We start from the raw sequence: 17,822 nt of genomic DNA on the forward strand, positions 1-17,822 counted from the left end.
AGAGTCCGGCCGGCACGCTGCGATACCTGATGTCTCCGCGCGCCGGCCTCTTGCAACCCCCGCCGAGCACGGCTCAGATCAACCCAGGACTCTCGTTACGACTGGATGAGAAACGGGGGTCACGTCAGTGGACATCAATGTCTTTCAGGAAATCGAGGACCGCATCGACGAAGATGTCGTTGCGATCGCCCACCAGCATGTGGCCTGCGTTTTCGACATCGGTGAAGTGAGCGTGTGGAACGGCCGCCAGGAAGGCGTCGGCCGCCTCGCGCGAGACAAGCTCGCTGATGCTCCCGCGTATCAAATGGATCGGAGTGTCGATAGCGCCGAGCTGTTCCTGGAAGGAGCCGGTAGCGTACGAGGCTCGACTCTCCGCCACGCTCGTGACGAACCGAGGATCCCAATGCCAGCGATAGCGGCCGTCGGGATGCAGTCGAAGGTTCTTGGCAAGGCCGGATAGATCTCTCGGGCGAGGCCGATGAGGCAGGTAGTTGGCGATGAAATCAGCGGCGTCTTCGAGATCGGAAAATCCGATACTCGCGCGCTCGCCCATGAAGCCCATAACCTTGGCTATCCCTGCCGGCTCCATCTGCGGAGTGACATCGACGAGTGTCAGCGACGAGAAGGTTCCGGGTGCAGCCATGGCTTCCACAACCATCCCCGCGATGCCGCCCAGCGATGCGCCCACCAAAGCCGGGCGGCCCCCCAGCTGTTCGGCGACTTGGACGAGGTCTCCCGCAAAACGCTGGATGCGATAGTCGCCCGAGGGCGACCACTGACTTTGCCCATGCCCTCGAAGGTCCATCGCGACCGCGCGCCAGCCGGATGCGGAGAGGCTCGCACAGGCCCTGGCCCAAGCATGCCGGGTCTGGCCGCCGCCGTGCGCCAGGAGCACTGTACCGCGAACAGGATCACCATAGGTGTCGGCCTCAAGCGTAAGGCCCTCATCGCCGCGGAAGGTGACGGTCACCGGTTTGACCATGGTGCGCTCCGTTTCCACAAAAACAGTGATGAGAGTTACATAAGGCGGGCCGTGGCGATAGGTCAGCAGCTCGGCCGAGAGAGCGTTCGGCCTGAGCGTGGCCCCACAGCGTGGAGAGGATGTCTCCAGGCCGCGACGGGCTTATTCCCGCGACGGAACCTTGGAGTCGTCAGTCCATCAGGTAGGCGCCGCGACCGCTCGCGAGCAGGACGCGATCTTCATCAAGGACCTCAGTGTCCGCCACGCTGATACGGGAGCCGGTCTTGACGATCCAGCTCCGTGCGCGGAGGTTTCCAGGCGCCGCGGGGCGATGGTAGTCGACCCGCAGGTCCGCCGTGGCTCGCACCACCAAGCCGGCGGCGAGGAGCGCATAAAAGCCTGAAAGATCAACGAGAGAAGCTAGTATCCCGCCGTGGGCGGTCCGGCGCTTAGGGTTCGAGATGAGCTCCTCGCGCCACGGCATGGCGAGTTCGATGCCATCCGCATCGATGCGCACGACCTTCAGGCTCAGCCAGCGGTGGAACGGTGCGGCGGCGACCGCCGCTTGCAGGTACGCGGCGTCGGGTAAGTCGGGTTGGGCCGGTGTCGTCAACATGCGCTCCTCATCCGGGATATCCGCATCCTTTCCCGGCGCCCCGGCGGAAGCCAACCCGCATCGTGTCGTCGGCCAACGGGGCAGCGCCCCTTGACTAGTAACGTCTAATACAGCTTCATTCGCGTCTCCCCTCAGCAGAGATTCTGCTTGAGCACCTGGACGCGCTCCGGCGCGTCCTTCTCTTTTTGGGCCTGCGACGCCGCGCGGCAGCATGACGCAGTCTAGGATGAATTGACGCCGGCTCTGTCGTAATGGCCATTTCCGATACGGGGATAAGGACGCAAATGCGTACTGGCGACGCAGCGAGCGCGACGCCGAGGCGGCGGTCCGGCGCTTCGACACAGGCTTGCTGTTCGTCGAAATGACCCTTCTCATTCGCGAGCTCTTCGACGCGCGAATACGCCCTTTGCGGCTGACGGGCTCGACGCGACGGGTGGTGTCGTGCCTAGGCAGCAGGACGACCAGACCCAAATCGAGCTTCCGCGCAGGCTCAAAATCAGCCCTCTCGCGCTTTGGAAGGCGGTGGACTGCCCGGCGCTTAGCGGCCCGGCCGCGCTGCCACCCGATCCGGCCGATCGACGCAGGTGGCGCGCGCGCCCCGACGGGCGCCGCGCGCGCGCCTTTTGCCGACGATGTTGGCCGCGGCCGACGCCTTGCAGGCGGAGTGCTGCCGGGACATCTCGGCTCAGGACCTGGCGACGCTGCAACCTTCCTTTGCGGCCTCGCGGCCGGACATCTTGGCCGCCGGGGCAGATCTTCACGCAGCCACCGCAGCCGTGGGGGTCGCCCGGGCCAACCAGTTCCCGAACGTCGTGCTCAGCGCCGACTTCACCCAGACCGCCATCCGTCAGGGCGACCTCTTCGCCTCATCGGCTTCGGGCTGGAGCCTCAGTCCTTCCCTTGCCGCGCCGCTCTTCGACGGCGGCGTTCTGAAGGCCCGCCGCCACGCCGCGGAGGCGGACCTGCGGATCGCCGAGAGCCGCTATCAACAGACGGTGCTGCGCGCGTTCGTCCAGGTCTCAGACGCGCTAGCTGCGCTTGCGAGCGACGAGGGCGGCATCGAGAGCCTGCAACGGGCGATCGCGGCCGGGGAATCTGGGCTGCGCGACGCCGAGACGGCGTACCGGCTTGGCGGCGGGCCCTCGATCGACGTCGCGCGGGCGCAGCGGACGCTGAGCCGGGCCCGGCGGGCCATGATCCAGATCCAGGGCCAGAGGTACCTGGATCTCGTCGAACTCCATGTCGCGACAGCCGCCGATTGGCGCGCCTCGCCATGAGGTGTCGAGCGGACAGGCTTGGGGGAGCGAAGGGGCATGTGCGACGAGTATCGGCTGAACGCGGACATGCGGCTCGCCCTGGGTCCCCAGTCGGCGGGTCTCGGACCGGCCGAGCAGAGCCTTCTGGCCGGTGGTGAGATCGCGGTGCGACACGGCGATCCCGCGCCACTCCTCGTCCCGCGCGATCCGGCCGCGCCAGAGGCGGGTCTGCGGCTGCTCATCGCCCGCTGGTGGCTGGTCCCTTCCTTTCATCATGGGGCGCTCTCCGAATGGCGGGTCGTAAGCGCGCTCGCGCGCCTGGAATCCTTGGAGTCCCGGCACGCCTACCTTGACGCCTACCGGTGGCGGCGCGCCTTGGCCCCGTTCACCAGCTTCATCGTCTACGGGCCCGGCGCGGAGGGCGGCCGGCGCACGCCAACACAGGGCTGGGCGGTCAAGTGGCGACCGACCGGCCCAACCGACACCCTGCGGTTCTTCCCGGCGATCTGGGAGACCACCACGCTTCCGGGGGACGAGGGCGACCTCACCAGCTTTGCCATCGTCGTGGGCCAACCCGCGAAAGAATTTGCGGTCGGCGACAGACCAGGGCCGTTGGCGCGGCGGCAGGCCCGACTCCTCGACCTCGAGCAGGGCCTGGAATGGCTGCGACTCGACGGACCGGGCAACCTTGGCCTGCTCGATCCTCGCCCACGAGGGGGTTCGACATTGAGCCGTGGCGGCCTGCGTCGCCGCCGACCTTCCAGATGTGGCATGGCGGACGTGCCTGTTGACGCGGGAACGGGGATGGATTGGCTGAAGCACGAGGGGAAGCGAGTGTTGATCGACCCCGCGCCCAGCGCGGGTCTAGATCAGGCCCTGGTCGCACAACGTTCCAGATTAGGGAGCTACTGTTGACCCAACAGCCTGTAAATGTTCCGGCCTCGTTCCGTCATGCCGGGACCTTCTAGCGTGCTTGGCGCTATCCCTCCGTCGCTTCGAATCTACGAAGCGCTACGTGGCCGCATTGCGCGCTTGGGGCCGGTTGAGGAGCTGGTCGAGGCGAATTCCATCCACCTCGTCCGCCGCTCGGCCTTCGCAGGCGTTCATCCCCGTCAAGGCGGTTTGCTCCTCGTGATCCGAACGGCCACTCCGATCGAGAGCAACCGCATTCGTAAAGTGGAGCGTGTCTCGGCGAACCGGTGGCACAATGAACTCCTCATACAAGACTTGGCGGACGTCGATGACCAAGTCCTCGAATGGGTCGCTACGGCTTATGAGCTGGGTGGTTGATGGCACTCCACCAAGGGGCACTTGTCGGTGAGCCTGAATTCGCACTTCCAGGGTCGCAAGGCTTCAGTGGCCACGTCGGCATTCCATGTGCTCGCGCAAAGTGGACTCGAGGGATTCACGTTTCGAGCTGTCGCCGCCGCGTCGCGATGCAGCCTTGGTCGCATCGTCCATTACTATCCCACGAAGCAGGAGCTTCTCCTGGATGCGATCCAAGAGACGGGCGGCGCCATACTCGAGGAGATGGATGAGATCGAGCGTAGGCTGCCGGCGCGCGACGCGTTGGAGGCTGTCCTCTCCTGTGCGCTGCCGATCTCCGAGGCGGGCCGGGAGCATTGGCGCGTGTGGACAAGCTGTTGGACCCTCGCTTCGCGCGATCGCGAGGTCGGTCGGTTCGTCGATCGTCGAAGTCGGGCGTGGCGAGCACGGCTCACACGGTTGGTGACGAGCGCGACAACGCGTGAGGACGTGCGGGACGCCGACGCCGTCTCGGGTCTGGTTACGGCCGGCGTCACCGGCGTCGCGATGATGGCGCTTCGGGATGGTCTCGCGCCTGACGCGCAGATTGCGCTGCTGAAGGGGTGTCTGCGACCCTTCGAGAAAGAGGCTCGAGCCGTTAGCCTCTGACCAGGCGTCTACCCGCGCGAGGCGGGGTTCGGGGAAGCCCGGCCTGCAAACGTCTAGGACCCGACCAAGTCGGTCCAAAGGCGATCTGCGGGTTCCGCTGGCGAGCGCGGGTCGTATTCGCCTTCGACCAAGTCCGTCCACAACCGCTCGGGGCCGAGCGCGGTGGCGGGCGGCCGCGGCGCGGCGTCGCTCTGTTTGGGGCCGGGCGCCTGGTCACGCATTTCGAGAAGCGCACACAGGTGCGCGCTCCAGCGGTCGATCGCATCGCGCTTTTCAGCCACATAGGCGTAGAGGTTGTAATGGCGCGCGGTGATCGCTGCGCCGCCCCCGCCATCCTTGTGCGCGAGGATCTTGGAAACGACATGGGGCGCAACGCCGATCGCCGCGATCCCCGTCGCCCCGGTGCGACGCAGATCGTGGAGGCGAACGTCGTCGAGCCCGAGCGCGGTCGTCATGTCCGCCATTGCATGGCTGAGTGCGGCGGGTTCGATGGGCGCGTCGTTTGACTGCGGAGATGGGAAAACGAATGGGCTCGCCCCCTTCCGCCGCTTGTCCTGAAGCCCGATCGCTGCCTCGATCAAGGCCACGGAGCGATCGCAGAGCGGCGCCAAGTGTTCCACGCGACCCTTGGCGCGCTCGGCCGGGACAAGCCAGGTCTTGCGGACCAGATCCACTTCGTTGCGGCGCATGCCCGAAATCTCCCCGCGACGCTGCAGGGTGAACATCGCAAGCTCGATCGCGATGCGCACGGGCCGGCTGATCAGCACCTTCTCCCCGGCCTTCCTGTCCCTGATCACCAACCCTTCGCTGTCCTGCAGTCCGCTCCAGAGGCGTTTCAGCTCGTCGTCGGTCAGGGTGCGTGTACGCGCCTCGACCTGCGAGACACGAGCCACGTGCGTGACCGGATTCACCGCGACGCGCTCCTCGGCGATCGCATAGTTGAAGAGCTGCGAGAGCAGGCCCCGAACACGGTTGGCCTGTCCGCCGGAGGCTTCATAGATCTCCTTCACGACGTCCCGCACACGGCCGCGCGTGACCTCGTCCACGCCGTCGGCGCCCAACTTCGGCGCGACATGCTTGGTCCAGAGCCACCGTTCGGCCGAGATGGTGCTGTCCGCCTTCCTGCGCCCGCGTCCGCTGCGGTGTGTGCCGAGCTCGCAGGCGCTGAAGTAGGCGCTCGCCAAGTCGGACATCGTCTTGAGCGGCTGGGCTTTGGCGGCGCGGCGGGCCACCTTCTTTGCGACGGCCGGGCTTTCGCCGTGGTCGACCTTGGCGCGAAGGAGGCGAGCGGCCACACGGGCGCCCTGCAGCGTCAGCCGTCGGACCTCGCCCTCGGCGTCAGCCGTGTCGTCGATGGTGGGGTCGAAGACGCCGATCGTGACCCGGCACTGCTTGTCGGTGCGTCTGTCGCGGTAACGGAACGACCAGGATTTCTCGCCTGCGGCCGAGACCCGCAGCTCCAGCCCGCGCACGTCGCCGTCCGGGTAGGCCACGCGCTGAGCCTCGGCGCCATCGGGCGTGGTCCTCACGCCCGGCTTGGCGCTGCGGCAGAAGGCTGAGGTGAGGTTTCGGTCCGAACGCCTGGGCACTTTTCCTACCCCGCTCGTTTTGTGACCCCGGGTTCCGGGTCACACTGGGGTCACAAAATGGAGCATTTCCATGGGAAAATCTGAACCCGCTCGAACCCGAGATCAAGTCACAAGTCATTGGTTATATTGTGATTTGTCGTTTCACCCGGTTTCTGCTTGTTTCATCAGAACCGAACTACGAATCTGAGGGTCGGACGTTCGAATCGTTCCGGGCGCGCCATTTCTTCCTATTGATTACGCTGAATTTTTTCCTTTACCGCCGGGCCTATAGCCTGAAAATTGGTCCGCGGTTTACAGGCAGTTTACAGCGTAGTCTGGGGCTCAGTCGTGCTCTGACGACCGCCGAGCCAGCCGACGGCCAGTCGAAGGGCCACTTCGCGAGCCTAAGAAAATGGGCCCAAAAATTTCGTATCCCGAAGGTTCCGGGTTATGATCTTGCAGGTGGAAGCCTTGGCCTTCTCCCGATCGGCGTTAACCTAAGATTTAGCTGATCGTGAGTCCCTCGCCTTAGGTTGGGCCAGGGGAACCGGACCACGGTGGCGGAGTTTTGCAGCCCCGCAACGTTTGACCGGCGAGTCGCGATCATGATACGGCGAAGCAAGCCTTCAACCAGCCAGCGAGCACCTACTATGGCCGACCATGAGTCCCTGCTCCGTGACATGGGCGTCGCCCTGGGCGGCGTCGGCGGCGACATCGGCTCGGCGAACCGAGTGCTGGAAAACTTGGCAAATCACACGCTTTCCGGGTACGGCGAATACACACCGATCACGGTGAGGTCGTATTCGATGCCGGAACATGCCCACCTGGAACGAAATCAATAAAGAGATCGACGGACTGGGCGGGACGCCTCAAGCGTGTGACAGTACCCGTCAGAAGTACCTGAAGAACCTGGAGGCCCGGCTCGGGCGGCCAGTGATCGCGTACTACTCAGGCTTCCTTCAAAAACAACAACATCCCGAGACCGCGATCAGCGATCTCGACATGAACGGCCTCATGGCGGTCGTTCATGGCCTCGACCGTTCCAAGGGACTGGAATTCATTCTCCATACGCCCGGCGGAGGCATCGAGGCGGCGCGGGCAATGGTTGAATACCTCTACCAGATGTTCGGCAAGGACATCCGTGTGATTGTTCCCCATATGGCGATGTCCGCGGGAACGATGATCGCGTGTGCCGCGCGCGAGATCATGATGGGGAAGCATTCCTGCCTGGGACCCACAGATCCTCAAGTCCGAGGCTATCCAGCTATGGGGGTGTTGGCTGAGGCCGAGCGTGCGGTGCAGGAGATCAAGAAGGAACCGCTCAAACAGATCGTTTGGCAACAGGTCTTCGCAAAGTACCCGCCCGGCTTCATCACGGACTGCGAGCGTCAGGTCCTTGGCGCGAAGGCTATGGTCACGCAATGGCTGCGCGAGAACATGGTTTCGGGCGAAGCTGATCCGGGGAAGCAGGCTGACGCTATCGTCGACGAACTGATGAACTACGCTGGCCAATCCGGCCACGGCCAGCACTACGTCGCGGGTGTCTGCAAGCAGATGGGTCTCAAGATCGTGGACATCGAGGCAGATCAAGCTGTCCAGGAGGACGTTCTGAGCGTGCACCACACGTTCGTGGCCACGTTTGCGCGCACCGGAGCCATCAAGCTGATCGAGAACGCCAGCGGGGGCAGTTGGGATATCTCGACCTAAGCGCTGTAAAACACACCTGCCAAAACCCTGCCTGAGCGGGGCAGTTTACAGCGCTCCGCGCAATTGCCTTTGAAACTTAAGCGTTTCCTCCCAAACTACGAATCTGAGGGTCGGACGTTCGAATCGTTCCGGGCGCGCCATTTCCTCCCCACCGTTGAAGACATTGCGCTTTCACCGTCTGGGGAACCGTCTTCGGACGATCTTGGCGAAATCCCAATATCCCGCCTTTGGCCGTTACACTGTACCGGTTGGGCGAACTTGACGAGGCGTTGGCGCTCTTCGACGCCCCTGTCTCAAAGACGGCGATTCCGAACTTGGTCGCCAAGTGCAAGTGTGTGCAGCGTTGGCTTCAGGAACAGAAGTCGAGGACGCCGCAGCCGCGCCTCAGCAATTTCTAAGGCGGCGTTTGGGACGAGGCTGACGGTGGTCAAGTCGATCCGCGCTGGCGCCGTGTGTTCCCGCCTCTCCCGTCCGCCTGGCTGACCTCGACGCGCACTCGCGCGCCGGGCGATCCGGCGTGCGCCGAATCTCAACCTATGCTTGGGTGATTCTGCGGGAACGGGACAACGGCGGGGAGATGGTCGAAATTGCGGCGGATGTGACCCACCCCCAGGGTTACATCCGGTATTCGCGCACCGTAGCGGTGACGCGGCTCGTCCTCGTGGGCGGGCTCGTGGGATTGCTGGCGTTCTACACCACCCCGCGGATCGCCGCGCTGGGGCTCGTGGAGTTCGTCCTGTACCTGGCGCTTCTGGCGGCCAGCGAGCTCGCCCGGCGCAGCCAGGACGGGCCCGCCGCGGTGCGCCGGCTGCGCCGGCAGGCGGATGCGCTGATGGTGCTGCTGGTGGCGAACGCCTGCGCCCTCGCCGCCGCCATCAGCCTCCACGACGGTGGTCGGCTGCGTGTGGAAGCAGCGCTGCTCGCGATCTGCGTCCTGTTGTTCGCCGCCCTCCGCGCCCACCAGGGACGGCTCAGCTACGTGGTCGGCGTGGCGCCGCCCGCGGCGACCCTGATCTGGCTCGCCCTCGAGGAGAGCGGGGTCGCCACGCTGGGTGTGGACGCGCTGGCCATGTGCCTTTTCGTCGGCGCGGTCCTGGTCGTCACCTGGCGCCAGCAGGCGTCGGACACCGCGCTCGGGCGCGTGGCGCAGGACCTGCGGCGCAAGACCCTGGCGCTGACCCATGCGGCGGATGAGGCGCGCGAGGCCATCGGCGCGAGGTCGCGGCTGCTGGCGGCGACAAGCCATGAGGTGCGAACGCCGCTGAACGCCGTCCTCGGGTTCGCCCAGGCGCTGCGCCGCCAGCCTCTCGCGCCAACCCAGGACGACCTCGCCCGCGGCATCGTGGACGGCGGGGAACAGCTGAGCCGACTGCTCGATGGCATCCTCGCGGCCGCCGAGGGCGAGAAGGGCGCTGCCCGGCTGGATCTGGCGCCTTTCGACCTGCGGCAGCGAGTGCAGGGCGTGGCGCGGATCTGGCGGGAGGCCGCGGCCGCAATGGGCGTAGAGCTTCTGCTGGTCGATGACACGCCTGAGGTGTCTTTCGACATCGTCGCCGATGGCGCGAAGATCGAGCTGGCTCTGGTCACCCTGGTCGCCGGCGCGCTCAAGGTCACGCCGTCGGGCGGGCGGGTGCGGATCCGCCTGGCGGGGCTCGCGCGGGGCGGGCGGCTCGGCGTGCTCCTGGAAGTGGCCGACACCGGTCCGGCGATGTCGTTTCTCGATCGCGCGCGCGCCTTCGAGGCCTTCGGCGAGACCGAGCGTGGCCGACAGTCCGGCGACAGCGGCCTGGCCCTGGCCCGCTCCTCCGCGAACGTCGTGCTTATGGACGGTGAGATGGGCGTAGAGACCCCGCCTGAGGGGACCGGCGCCGTCTTCTGGTTCGCCTTCAACGCTCCTGCCCATATGGCGCCATCCTCGCTTCACCCGACCGTCGCGCGCCGCCTCCGCGTGCTGGCGGCGGAGGACAATGCGGCGAACCGCCGGGTGCTCGAGGCGCTGCTGGGCCATCTGCCCGTGGACCTGGTCTTTGCCGAGGATGGCGCGCAGGCGGTGTCCGTGTGGCGCGGCGGTTGCTTCGACCTCATCCTGATGGACGCCAACATGCCGGTTATGAGCGGCGTGGACGCCGTGCGGACGATCCGGGCGGAATCCGGCGGCACGGGGCGTCCGCCGATCTGGATGCTCACCGCCAACGTCTCCGACGAGGACGTGGCCGCCTACCATGACGCGGGCGCGGACGGCATCCTGCGCAAGCCGATCGATTCCGTCGCCCTGTTCGATCTGCTGGCCGAGGTCTCGAACGCCCTGGATCCCAGGTAAGGAGCGATCCTCCGGCCCGGCGGGCTCGGTCGCTACGAGCCGGTTCCGTTGTTTGAACTCAGTCGTGCGGAACGGGTGTCCTCCCGTGCGAATTGCCCTCTAGAAAGAGGACATGACCCCCGACGCACAAAGTCCTCGCGGCCGTCTCGCCATCCTGCACCCGCCCGGCCGAATGAGCCTGGAGCGCAACCCGTTCGGAAAGGACGTGGCCAATCTCCAGCTCTGGCAGGCGCTGGCGCGCCATGGGGGCTATGCCAGGATCGATGTCCTCGCGACCCGGCCGGTGGACGCCGCCGAAATCGCGTCGGACCTGTTCGGCGACGGGCCGCGACCAACGGAGATCGGATCCGACCTGGCGTCATTTTCGACGGCGCCGCGCGACGCCGGCATACTTTTGCGGGGGCAGCCGGACCTGCGCGACCTCGCCTGGTGGCGACGTCGGCGCTGGAGCGACCGGGCGTTCAGCCTCGCTGGCCTGATTCACACCTTGGCGCCGCCCGCGATGCGCCAGATCATCGCCGAGACCGCCGTGGCGCCCATGCATCCCTGGGACGCCCTGATCTGTACGTCGCCGAGCGTGCGCGAAAACCTCGAAGCCATGTTCGACGGGTGGGGGCGACACCTCGCCGAGCGCACCGGCGGCGTTCCGCCGCCCCGGCCCGCCTTGCCCGTCATCCCGCTCGGCGTGGAGGGCGCCGCCTTTGCCGAGCTGGCGGACCGTTCCGATGCGCGCGCTCGCCTGAGGGTCCGATACGGGCTCTCCGAGGACGACGTGCTGGTGCTTTGGGTTGGGCGGCTGTCCTACTACGAGAAGGCGTTTCCGCAACCGATGTTCAAGGCGCTGCAGCGGGCCGCCGAGGATACCGGCGTACGTGTGACGTTCGCCCTGGCGGGATGGTTTCCGGGGGCCAACGATCGCGGCTACTACGAGGAAGCGGCTCGGGCGCACGCGCCGTCGGTCGATGTGCGGTTCGAGGACGGCAACGACCGCGAATTGCTGGGCGACCTCTGGGCCGCGTCGGACATCTTCCTTTCGCTGGTGGACAACATCCAGGAGACGTTCGGAATAACGCCGCTGGAGGCGATGGCTTGCGGGCTTCCCGTGGTGGTCAGCGACTGGGACGGCTACCGGTCCACGGTCCGCGACGGGGTCGAGGGGTTCCTGGTCCCGACGCTGATGGGGCCCGCGGGCGGCGGCATGGGCGCGGCCATGGTCGAACGGCACACGATCGACAGCGCTTCGTATCAATCCTACGTCGGCTCGGTCGCACAGCACACGGCCGTTCATATCGGGCGGGCGGCCGGCGGGCTGGCCGAACTCATCGGCAATCGAGACCTGCGTCGGCGCATGGGCGCGGCCGGGCGGGCGCGGGTGGCGGCGGCCTTCGACTGGACCGTGGTCGCGCGGCAGATCCACGCCCTGACCGACGAACTCGCCGCGATCCGGGCGTCCAGCGCCGACCCCCTGGTCAGCCTCGCGGCTGATCCCGTGAAGGGCGATCCGTTCCGCGACTTCGCCGGCTTCGCCACGAGCGGGCTGGCGTTGGAAAGCCGCCTGTGGCCGGTCAAAGGCGTGTCGCCGGATTCGGTGCGCGGCGCGGCGATGGTGGCTCTCGACGCGGCTTTTTCCGGCTTCCGGGCGGCGCCGGAGATTTGCGCCCAGGCCTTCCTGAGGCTGGAAGCGAGCGGCGGCGCGACGGTCCGAGAGGTGCTGGCCGCCTTTCCCGCGCCTCAAAGGCGGGCCGTGGAGCTTGGCTTGGCCTGGATGGCGAAGATGGGCTTCGTCGACTGGCTGACCTGACCCGAGGGATCAGTCCGCGAGCAACTGGTCCAGCTTGCGGATGTCCACTACCTCAGACGCCACGCCGCCCTCCATCCGCATGACCTTGTTGCAGTAGAGCTTCAGCAGCGGGACCTCGTGGGTCGCCAGGACCAGGATGCCCGCGCGCTCGACCAGCTTGAGCAGGCGCTTGTGAGCCAGCTTCTGGAAGTCCTGGTCGCCCACCGCGATCCATTCGTCCATCAGCAGGACGTCGGCCTCGACGGCGGTGGCGGCGGCGAAGGCGAGGCGGCCCTGCATGCCGGCCGAATAGGTCTTCACCGGCATGGCGAGAAACGGGCCGAGGCCGGTGAAGTCGGCGATCTCGTCCATCCGCTCCTCGATCTCGCGGGAGGAGAGGCCAGCGATACGACCGCGCAGGCGGATGTTCTCATAGCCCGTCGCCGAGGGATCGATCCCCAGGCTGAGGTCGAGAAGGGCGGCGATCCGGCCCTGAACCTCGATCGTGCCTTCGTCAGGCTCGTAGGCGCCTGAAAGGGCGCGCAGCAGGGTGGTCTTGCCGGACCCGTTGTGGCCGATCAGACCTAGGCGGTCGCCGGCCTTGAGTTGCAGGTTGACGTGCGAGAGCGCGGTCACGTCGGTGACGCCGGCGTGGCGGCCGAGGACGCCCCCGACGGACACGGCGCGCGCCAGCGCCTTCTTCAGCGACTTGGCGTCGGCGCCATAGACCGGGAACCGGATCGTCAGGTCGGTGCAGGTGATCGAGGCCGTGGTCATAGGTAGTGGACGATCCGGCGGCGGGTGCGGGCGAAGATGGTGAAGGTGACGAGCCAGCCGAAGATCGCCATCAGCACCAGCACCACATAGGTCTGGGGCGCGACGGCCTGGCCGAGCAGCGGCGCCCGAACCGCCTGGAGCAGGTGGTAGAACGGGTTCCAGTCGAGAAAGACCTGGTGCTTGCCGAACCGGTCGGGCAACCAGAACACCGGCGTCATGAAGATGGCGAACTGCATGACAGAAACCACGATCGGCGGGATGTCGCGGTACCGCGCCGAGGCGATGCCCGCCAGCAGCGAAGCCCAGCCGGCGTTCAGCAGCATCAGCAGGACGCCGGCGGCGGCCTGAAGCGGGTTGGCGTCTCGCCAGGCGTCGAAATAGACCAGCATGCCCACCACGATGACCAGGTGGTGCAGCAGGTTGATCAGGTTCCGGAAGATCGTGCGCCAGACAAAGGTGAACATCGGCAGGCTAGTCTGGGACAGCATGCCTGCCGCCTGGACGAAGGTATCGCATCCCTCGTTGATCGTGCCGGTCATGACGCCGAAAAAGACGATGCCCAGCGCCACGTAAGGCAGGAACTCGTTGAGCGGCAGATTGAAGAGGCTGGCGTAGAGCACGCCGATGCCCAGAACCATCAGGCCCATGGACAAGGTGATCCAGAACGGCCCGAGGATCGAGCCGCGGTATCGGGAACCCACGTCATGCGTCGCGAGCGACCAGGCCAGGCCGAGGCGCTGGAAAGAGTTCGTCAGGTCCCGGAACGCCATCTGCAGTTGGAACAGCGCGCCGCGCCGTCCGGTCCGCAGCATGTGGGTGGCGGTGTCCATGGCCTCTCCCGGCAGAAGGCGAGCGAGGTATCAGCCGGGGTACCCGCGCGCAAGGACGGCGCCGGTCGCGCTTTGATTGTTCCTCGAGTTCCATGCTAGCCGAGGCCGTGGCCCGACCCGCGACCGTTCCTTCCCCTGACCGCCCCGCCCGTCCGGCGCCGGGCGTGCCGGCCGTATCGCTCGAGGGCGCCGGCGTCTGGCTGGTGGTGCCCTGCTACAAGGTCAGGGCTCACATCCTGCAGGTTATCCGTCGCACCCCCGCGTGGTTCGAGGGGATCGTCTGCGTGGACGACGCCTGTCCCGATGGCTCCGGGGACTTCATCGAGGCCGAGAACACCGACCCTCGGGTGGTGGTGGTACGCCTGCCGAAGAATCAGGGCGTGGGCGGCGCGACCCTCGCCGGCTACGCCGAGGCGGCGCGGCGCGGCGCCCGCGTCATGGTCAAGGTCGACGGCGACGATCAGATGGACCTCGGCTATGCGGCGCAACTGGTCGCCCCGATCCTGCTGGGCGAGGCCGACTACGCCAAGGGCAACCGGTTCACCTCGATCAGCCATCTGACGACGATGCCTACCGTCCGGGTGCTCGGAAACGCGATGCTGAGCTTCCTGGCCAAGCTCTCGACCGGCTACTGGAACATCTTCGATCCGACCAACGGGTACACGGCCATCGAGGCCAATGTGGCGAAGCTGGTGATGCAGAAGCGGGTGTCGCGCCGGTTCTTCTTCGAGACCGACCTGCTCTACCATCTCGGCACCCTTCGGGCCGTGGTCCGCGATGTCCCGATGCCGGCCCGGTACGCGGACGAAGTCTCCAACATCCGCATCGGCGCTATCGTGGGGCCCTTTGCCCTCAGGCATGTCCGGAACTTCGCCCAGCGGATCGTGGGCCAGTATTTCGTTCGCGATTTCAATGCGGCCAGTCTGGAGCTGGTCTTCGGCGCCTGCTTCTCGCTGTTCGGCGTCGCCTACGCCCTGAGCTACCTGGCGAACCGCGTCCCGGGCCAGGCGGCCTCGGCGGGCATCGTCATGCTGGCGGCGTTGCCGGTGATCCTGGGCGTGCAGTTCCTGCTCCAGGCCGTGAACTTCGACGTGCTGAACGTGCCGAGCCGGCCGATCCACCCCTACCTGGCCGTCCTCCGCGAGCTGGAGAGCGAGGAGGCGCCGGCGTGAGCCCCAAGGACATCGCGCTCTGCAGCGTCTTCGCCGTGGCCCTGCCCCTGGGGCAGATGCTGTTCAAGTGGGGCGCGGTCTACAACGAGCGGCTGTCGGGGCCCTTTCTCGCCCGGGTCGTCGTCAACTATCCGCTGATCGGCGCCTTCGCCTGGTACGGGCTGACGGCGCTCCTGTGGTTCTACGTCCTGACGCGCGTCCCCCTGTCGCTCGCCTACGCCTTCTCGCTGGTCGGCTCGTGCCTGGTGCCGCTGGCCGGCTGGCTGGTGTTCAAGGAACAGGCCTCCTGGACCATGATCGCCGGATACGCGCTGATGGTGGCGGGGCTCTTCCTCATCGTGCGCCCCGCATGAGGGGTTCGGCGTCCGCGGGATCGGCGGCGCGCTGGACGCTGTGGCTCGTCCTGCTGGGCGGCTATGTGCTGATGCTGCGCCTCAACCTGCCGGGGCATCTGTCGGTGGACTCCGTTCTGGCCCTGCACGAAGGCCGGTTCGGCGTGCGGACCACGTGGAACCCGGCGATCTTCGGCTGGCTGCTGGGGGTGTTCGACCGCATCCATACCGGGACCGCCGTGGCGGTGGCGGCCAGCGGGGCGTTGCTGTTCGGAAGCTGGGCCCTACTGCCCGTCGTGCGGGCGCGGACGAGCTGGCTTGCGCCCGCCGCAGCCCTGGGGCTCATCGCCCTGCCGCAGGCGCTGATCTATCCGGCCATCGTCTGGAAGGACGTATGGTTCGCGGAGGCGGCGATCGCCGGATTCGTGGTCCTCGCGCTGGGTCTGCGCCGATCGGACCAGCGGGCGCCCTGGCCCCACCTAGCCTTTGCGGCGCTGCTGTTCGCAGTGGCGGGCCTGTTGCGTCAGAACGGCCTTATCATGGTGTTCCCTGCCGCGCTCGCCATCGCCTGGGCGCGGTCCGGCCGGGGATGGTTGCGAAGCCTCTCCCTCGCCGCCGGCTGGATCGTCGCGGTGGCGGCCCTGACGCTGCTGCTCAGCGCCACCGCCAAGCCGCAGGGCGCCGGCGCGCCGGACGGGGCGGGAGAAAAGGGCCTGCGCCTGCTGGCGACCTACGACATCGCCGCGGCGGCCGCACTGCAGCCAGGCCGGCCCACCCCGCGGATCGACGCTGTCGCCCCTGACGTCGGCGCCTACCTCCGGGCCAACGCCCAGCGTCTCTATGCGCCCGAGCGCGTGGACGTGCTGACCGCCGACCGGACCCTGGCCCTGGGGCTGAAGCGCGTCCCCAGGCGGGTGATCCGGGCTGAGTGGCTGGACCTCATCACGAACGATCCCGGCCTGTGGCTCCGCGCCCGGATGCTGGCCTTCCACCAGGTCGCCGGCACGCCAGTGATCGACCGGTGCCTGCCGGTGACCCTGGGCGTCGAGGGGCCGGCCGGCACGCTGCAGGCGCTGGAGATGTCCCCTCGCCGGACCGCCGCCGACGGGCGGCTCTACAACTACGTCACCTGGTTCCTGGACACGCCGGCCATGTCGCACCTCGCCTATGCGGCGCTCGCCCTGGCGCTGCTCGGCGTCCTGCTCGTTCGCCGCGATCCGGCCGATCTTGCGATCGCGGCGATGCTGGGGGGCGCGCTGGCGTTCGCGGCGAGCTTCCTGGCGATCTCGATCGCCTGCGACTACCGCTACCTGTATGTGCTCGACGTCGCGGCCCTGACCGGCCTGCTGTACCTGGCGGTCGATCCGCGGATCAGTCGTCGGCCAGAGCGGCGTCGAGCTCGACGTTGATCTGGGCCAGCAGGCCCTGGGCCGTCTCCAGCCGTCGCAGGTCGGCGCGCCAGCCGTCCTCCAGGATCTGCCGCTGACGGGCCATCTCCTCGCGCAGCTCGGCCTGGAAGGCCTCGGCGGCGGTCAACCGTTCGCGCAGGTCCAGCGCCTCGGCCCGCGCCGTGGCGAGATCGCGGACGAGCGCCAGGGGCGTCACATCGGCCGCCCGCGCCGCCAGCTTGCCAGCGGCCAGCTCCAGCGCCGCCGGATCGGGCTCCCCACCGGCCGCTCGCGCCGAGAACCAGCCATAGACCCCGGCGGCGATCTCGCCGGCCCACCCCAGGGCTGAGAGGCCGTCGTCGCCGGCGTTGTGGCGAAGCTCGGGCGTCAGGAAGGTGTCGATTTCACGCGCCGCCGAGTCGGTCAGGCCAGGCAGCGGCGCGCCATGCGCCGCCTCGATCCGCGCCACCTCGCCCCGCCAGTCCGACAGCAGCGCGTCGTAGCCGACGAAAGCCCGCGGCAGGTCCCGCGTATAGGCCTCGGCCGCCAGCATGTAGGCGCTCCAGACCAGCACCGACTTCTGCTCGGCAAAGCCGTCACGGCGCTTCAGGGAGCCGGCCACCGCCAACGGGTGCCGCACGGGGATCACGCAGCGCGCCGCAACCCCACGCTCCGCCAGCACGGCCCGCCAGAACGGCAGCAGCACGGTGGCTCGGGGATCCTTCATCAGCGGCCAGTTCGCGTCCGGGAACTCCTCGTCGAACAGGGCCAGCGCACGGTCGAGCCAGCCGCGCTCCTCGTCGGGCGACAGCGGCCGGAACGGGTACGCGAAGGGATCGTCCCAGGCCGAACCCGCCGCGCGTAGCCGCTCGTCGTTGAAGATCGCGATCTTCCAGGGTTCGAAGTAGCCCTTCTGGTTGTGTTCGTCCCCCGGCATGACGTTGGTCGGAAGCTGGGCGCCGGCCAGGGCCAGGAGCTGCGTCACCGCCGAGGTGCCCGAACGGTGCATGCCCAGCACGAGGTAGGCCGTGCGGCCGCCCTTGGCGGCGGCCTTGCGGGTTCGGCCGGTCTTCGGCGCGGACGTGGATCTCAGGCTCATCTCTGCTCGGGGTGGTACGGGCGTCGGCCCGCGGCCGCAAGCGGTTGATCGTCGGGGGCAACTGTTGCACACCAGCCGCCGGCGCCTCCGCAGGAACACCGT

The 17,822-nt window shown here is 67.4% G+C and carries 17 protein-coding genes; 11 read left to right on the forward strand and 6 right to left on the reverse strand.

The features are described from left to right. Window positions 1-124 precede the first annotated feature (124 nt). Both DJ019_RS11905 and DJ019_RS11910 read right to left on the reverse strand, forming a co-directional pair. The gene (locus DJ019_RS11905; RefSeq protein WP_111276269.1) at window positions 125-982 is read right to left on the reverse strand and encodes an alpha/beta fold hydrolase; all 858 of its coding nucleotides are present in this window, start codon (window positions 980-982) and stop codon (window positions 125-127) included. 169 nt (window positions 983-1,151) lie between these two features. Beyond that, on the reverse strand, window positions 1,152-1,577 hold the full coding sequence (locus DJ019_RS11910) for a PaaI family thioesterase (RefSeq protein WP_111276270.1): 426 nt from the start codon (window positions 1,575-1,577) through the stop codon (window positions 1,152-1,154). Window positions 1,578-2,209: 632 nt separating this feature from the next. On the opposite strand from DJ019_RS11910, the gene DJ019_RS11915 reads away from it, so the two are divergent. From DJ019_RS11915 to DJ019_RS11930, 4 genes are all read left to right on the forward strand, one after another. Beyond that, window positions 2,210-2,854 carry a TolC family protein gene (locus DJ019_RS11915; RefSeq protein ID WP_111276271.1) on the forward strand — a complete coding sequence of 215 codons (645 nt, stop codon included), beginning with the start codon at window positions 2,210-2,212 and terminating at the stop codon, window positions 2,852-2,854. 66 nt (window positions 2,855-2,920) lie between these two features. Next, the gene (locus tag DJ019_RS11920) at window positions 2,921-3,748 is read left to right on the forward strand and encodes an SOS response-associated peptidase family protein (RefSeq protein ID WP_165843990.1); all 828 of its coding nucleotides are present in this window, start codon (window positions 2,921-2,923) and stop codon (window positions 3,746-3,748) included. Between the two features lie 36 nt (window positions 3,749-3,784). Continuing rightward, a complete protein-coding gene (locus tag DJ019_RS21680; RefSeq protein ID WP_363083030.1) occupies window positions 3,785-4,123 on the forward strand; it encodes a DUF5655 domain-containing protein in 339 nt (112 codons plus the stop codon). 27 nt (window positions 4,124-4,150) lie between these two features. Beyond that, a complete protein-coding gene (locus DJ019_RS11930; RefSeq protein ID WP_165843991.1) occupies window positions 4,151-4,747 on the forward strand; it encodes a TetR/AcrR family transcriptional regulator in 597 nt (198 codons plus the stop codon). A gap of 53 nt (window positions 4,748-4,800) precedes the next feature. On the opposite strand, the gene DJ019_RS11935 is transcribed toward DJ019_RS11930, so the two are convergent. Continuing rightward, a complete protein-coding gene (locus tag DJ019_RS11935) occupies window positions 4,801-6,336 on the reverse strand; it encodes a tyrosine-type recombinase/integrase (RefSeq protein ID WP_111276275.1) in 1,536 nt (511 codons plus the stop codon). Window positions 6,337-6,965: 629 nt separating this feature from the next. Here DJ019_RS11935 and DJ019_RS20965 point away from each other — a divergent pair. The 4 genes from DJ019_RS20965 to DJ019_RS11950 all read left to right on the forward strand — a co-directional run bounded on the left by DJ019_RS20965 (window position 6,966) and on the right by DJ019_RS11950 (window position 12,143). Further along, window positions 6,966-7,157 (forward strand): hypothetical protein, encoded by a 192-nt coding sequence (locus tag DJ019_RS20965; RefSeq protein ID WP_165843993.1) that lies wholly within the window; start codon window positions 6,966-6,968, stop codon window positions 7,155-7,157. Continuing rightward, window positions 7,132-8,022 (forward strand): SDH family Clp fold serine proteinase, encoded by an 891-nt coding sequence (locus DJ019_RS11940; protein WP_205854152.1) that lies wholly within the window; start codon window positions 7,132-7,134, stop codon window positions 8,020-8,022. Before DJ019_RS20965 ends, DJ019_RS11940 begins: the two co-directional genes overlap by 26 nt. Before the next feature lie 577 nt (window positions 8,023-8,599). Continuing rightward, window positions 8,600-10,342 carry a response regulator gene (locus DJ019_RS11945; protein ID WP_111276276.1) on the forward strand — a complete coding sequence of 581 codons (1,743 nt, stop codon included), beginning with the start codon at window positions 8,600-8,602 and terminating at the stop codon, window positions 10,340-10,342. Window positions 10,343-10,454: 112 nt separating this feature from the next. Then, window positions 10,455-12,143, forward strand: coding sequence for a glycosyltransferase family 4 protein (locus DJ019_RS11950; RefSeq protein ID WP_111276277.1), 1,689 nt, complete (start codon window positions 10,455-10,457; stop codon window positions 12,141-12,143). A 9-nt stretch (window positions 12,144-12,152) separates the two neighbouring features. Here the strand turns inward: DJ019_RS11950 and DJ019_RS11955 are convergent, their stop codons facing one another. Both DJ019_RS11955 and DJ019_RS11960 read right to left on the reverse strand, forming a co-directional pair. Further along, complete coding sequence (locus DJ019_RS11955; protein ID WP_111276278.1) at window positions 12,153-12,899, reverse strand: ABC transporter ATP-binding protein; 747 nt, start codon at window positions 12,897-12,899, stop codon at window positions 12,153-12,155. Next, the gene (locus tag DJ019_RS11960) at window positions 12,896-13,729 is read right to left on the reverse strand and encodes an ABC transporter permease (protein WP_111276279.1); all 834 of its coding nucleotides are present in this window, start codon (window positions 13,727-13,729) and stop codon (window positions 12,896-12,898) included. Before DJ019_RS11960 ends, DJ019_RS11955 begins: the two co-directional genes overlap by 4 nt. A gap of 164 nt (window positions 13,730-13,893) precedes the next feature. On the opposite strand from DJ019_RS11960, the gene DJ019_RS11965 reads away from it, so the two are divergent. The 3 genes from DJ019_RS11965 to DJ019_RS11975 are packed head-to-tail and all read left to right on the forward strand — an operon-like array spanning window position 13,894 to window position 16,642. Continuing rightward, window positions 13,894-14,901, forward strand: coding sequence for a glycosyltransferase family 2 protein (locus DJ019_RS11965; RefSeq protein WP_240606461.1), 1,008 nt, complete (start codon window positions 13,894-13,896; stop codon window positions 14,899-14,901). Then, the gene (locus DJ019_RS11970; protein WP_111276281.1) at window positions 14,898-15,254 is read left to right on the forward strand and encodes a DMT family transporter; all 357 of its coding nucleotides are present in this window, start codon (window positions 14,898-14,900) and stop codon (window positions 15,252-15,254) included. The genes DJ019_RS11965 and DJ019_RS11970 overlap by 4 nt, the downstream gene beginning before the upstream one ends. Further along, complete coding sequence (locus tag DJ019_RS11975; RefSeq protein ID WP_111276282.1) at window positions 15,251-16,642, forward strand: hypothetical protein; 1,392 nt, start codon at window positions 15,251-15,253, stop codon at window positions 16,640-16,642. Before DJ019_RS11970 ends, DJ019_RS11975 begins: the two co-directional genes overlap by 4 nt. Here the strand turns inward: DJ019_RS11975 and DJ019_RS11980 are convergent. Beyond that, a complete protein-coding gene (locus DJ019_RS11980; protein ID WP_111276283.1) occupies window positions 16,605-17,720 on the reverse strand; it encodes a sulfotransferase family protein in 1,116 nt (371 codons plus the stop codon). The two genes, DJ019_RS11975 and DJ019_RS11980, sit on opposite strands and share 38 nt — an antisense overlap. Between the last annotated feature and the right edge of the window lie 102 nt (window positions 17,721-17,822).

The organism is Phenylobacterium kunshanense, assembly GCF_003254525.1.
Lineage (GTDB): Bacteria > Pseudomonadota > Alphaproteobacteria > Caulobacterales > Caulobacteraceae > Phenylobacterium > Phenylobacterium kunshanense.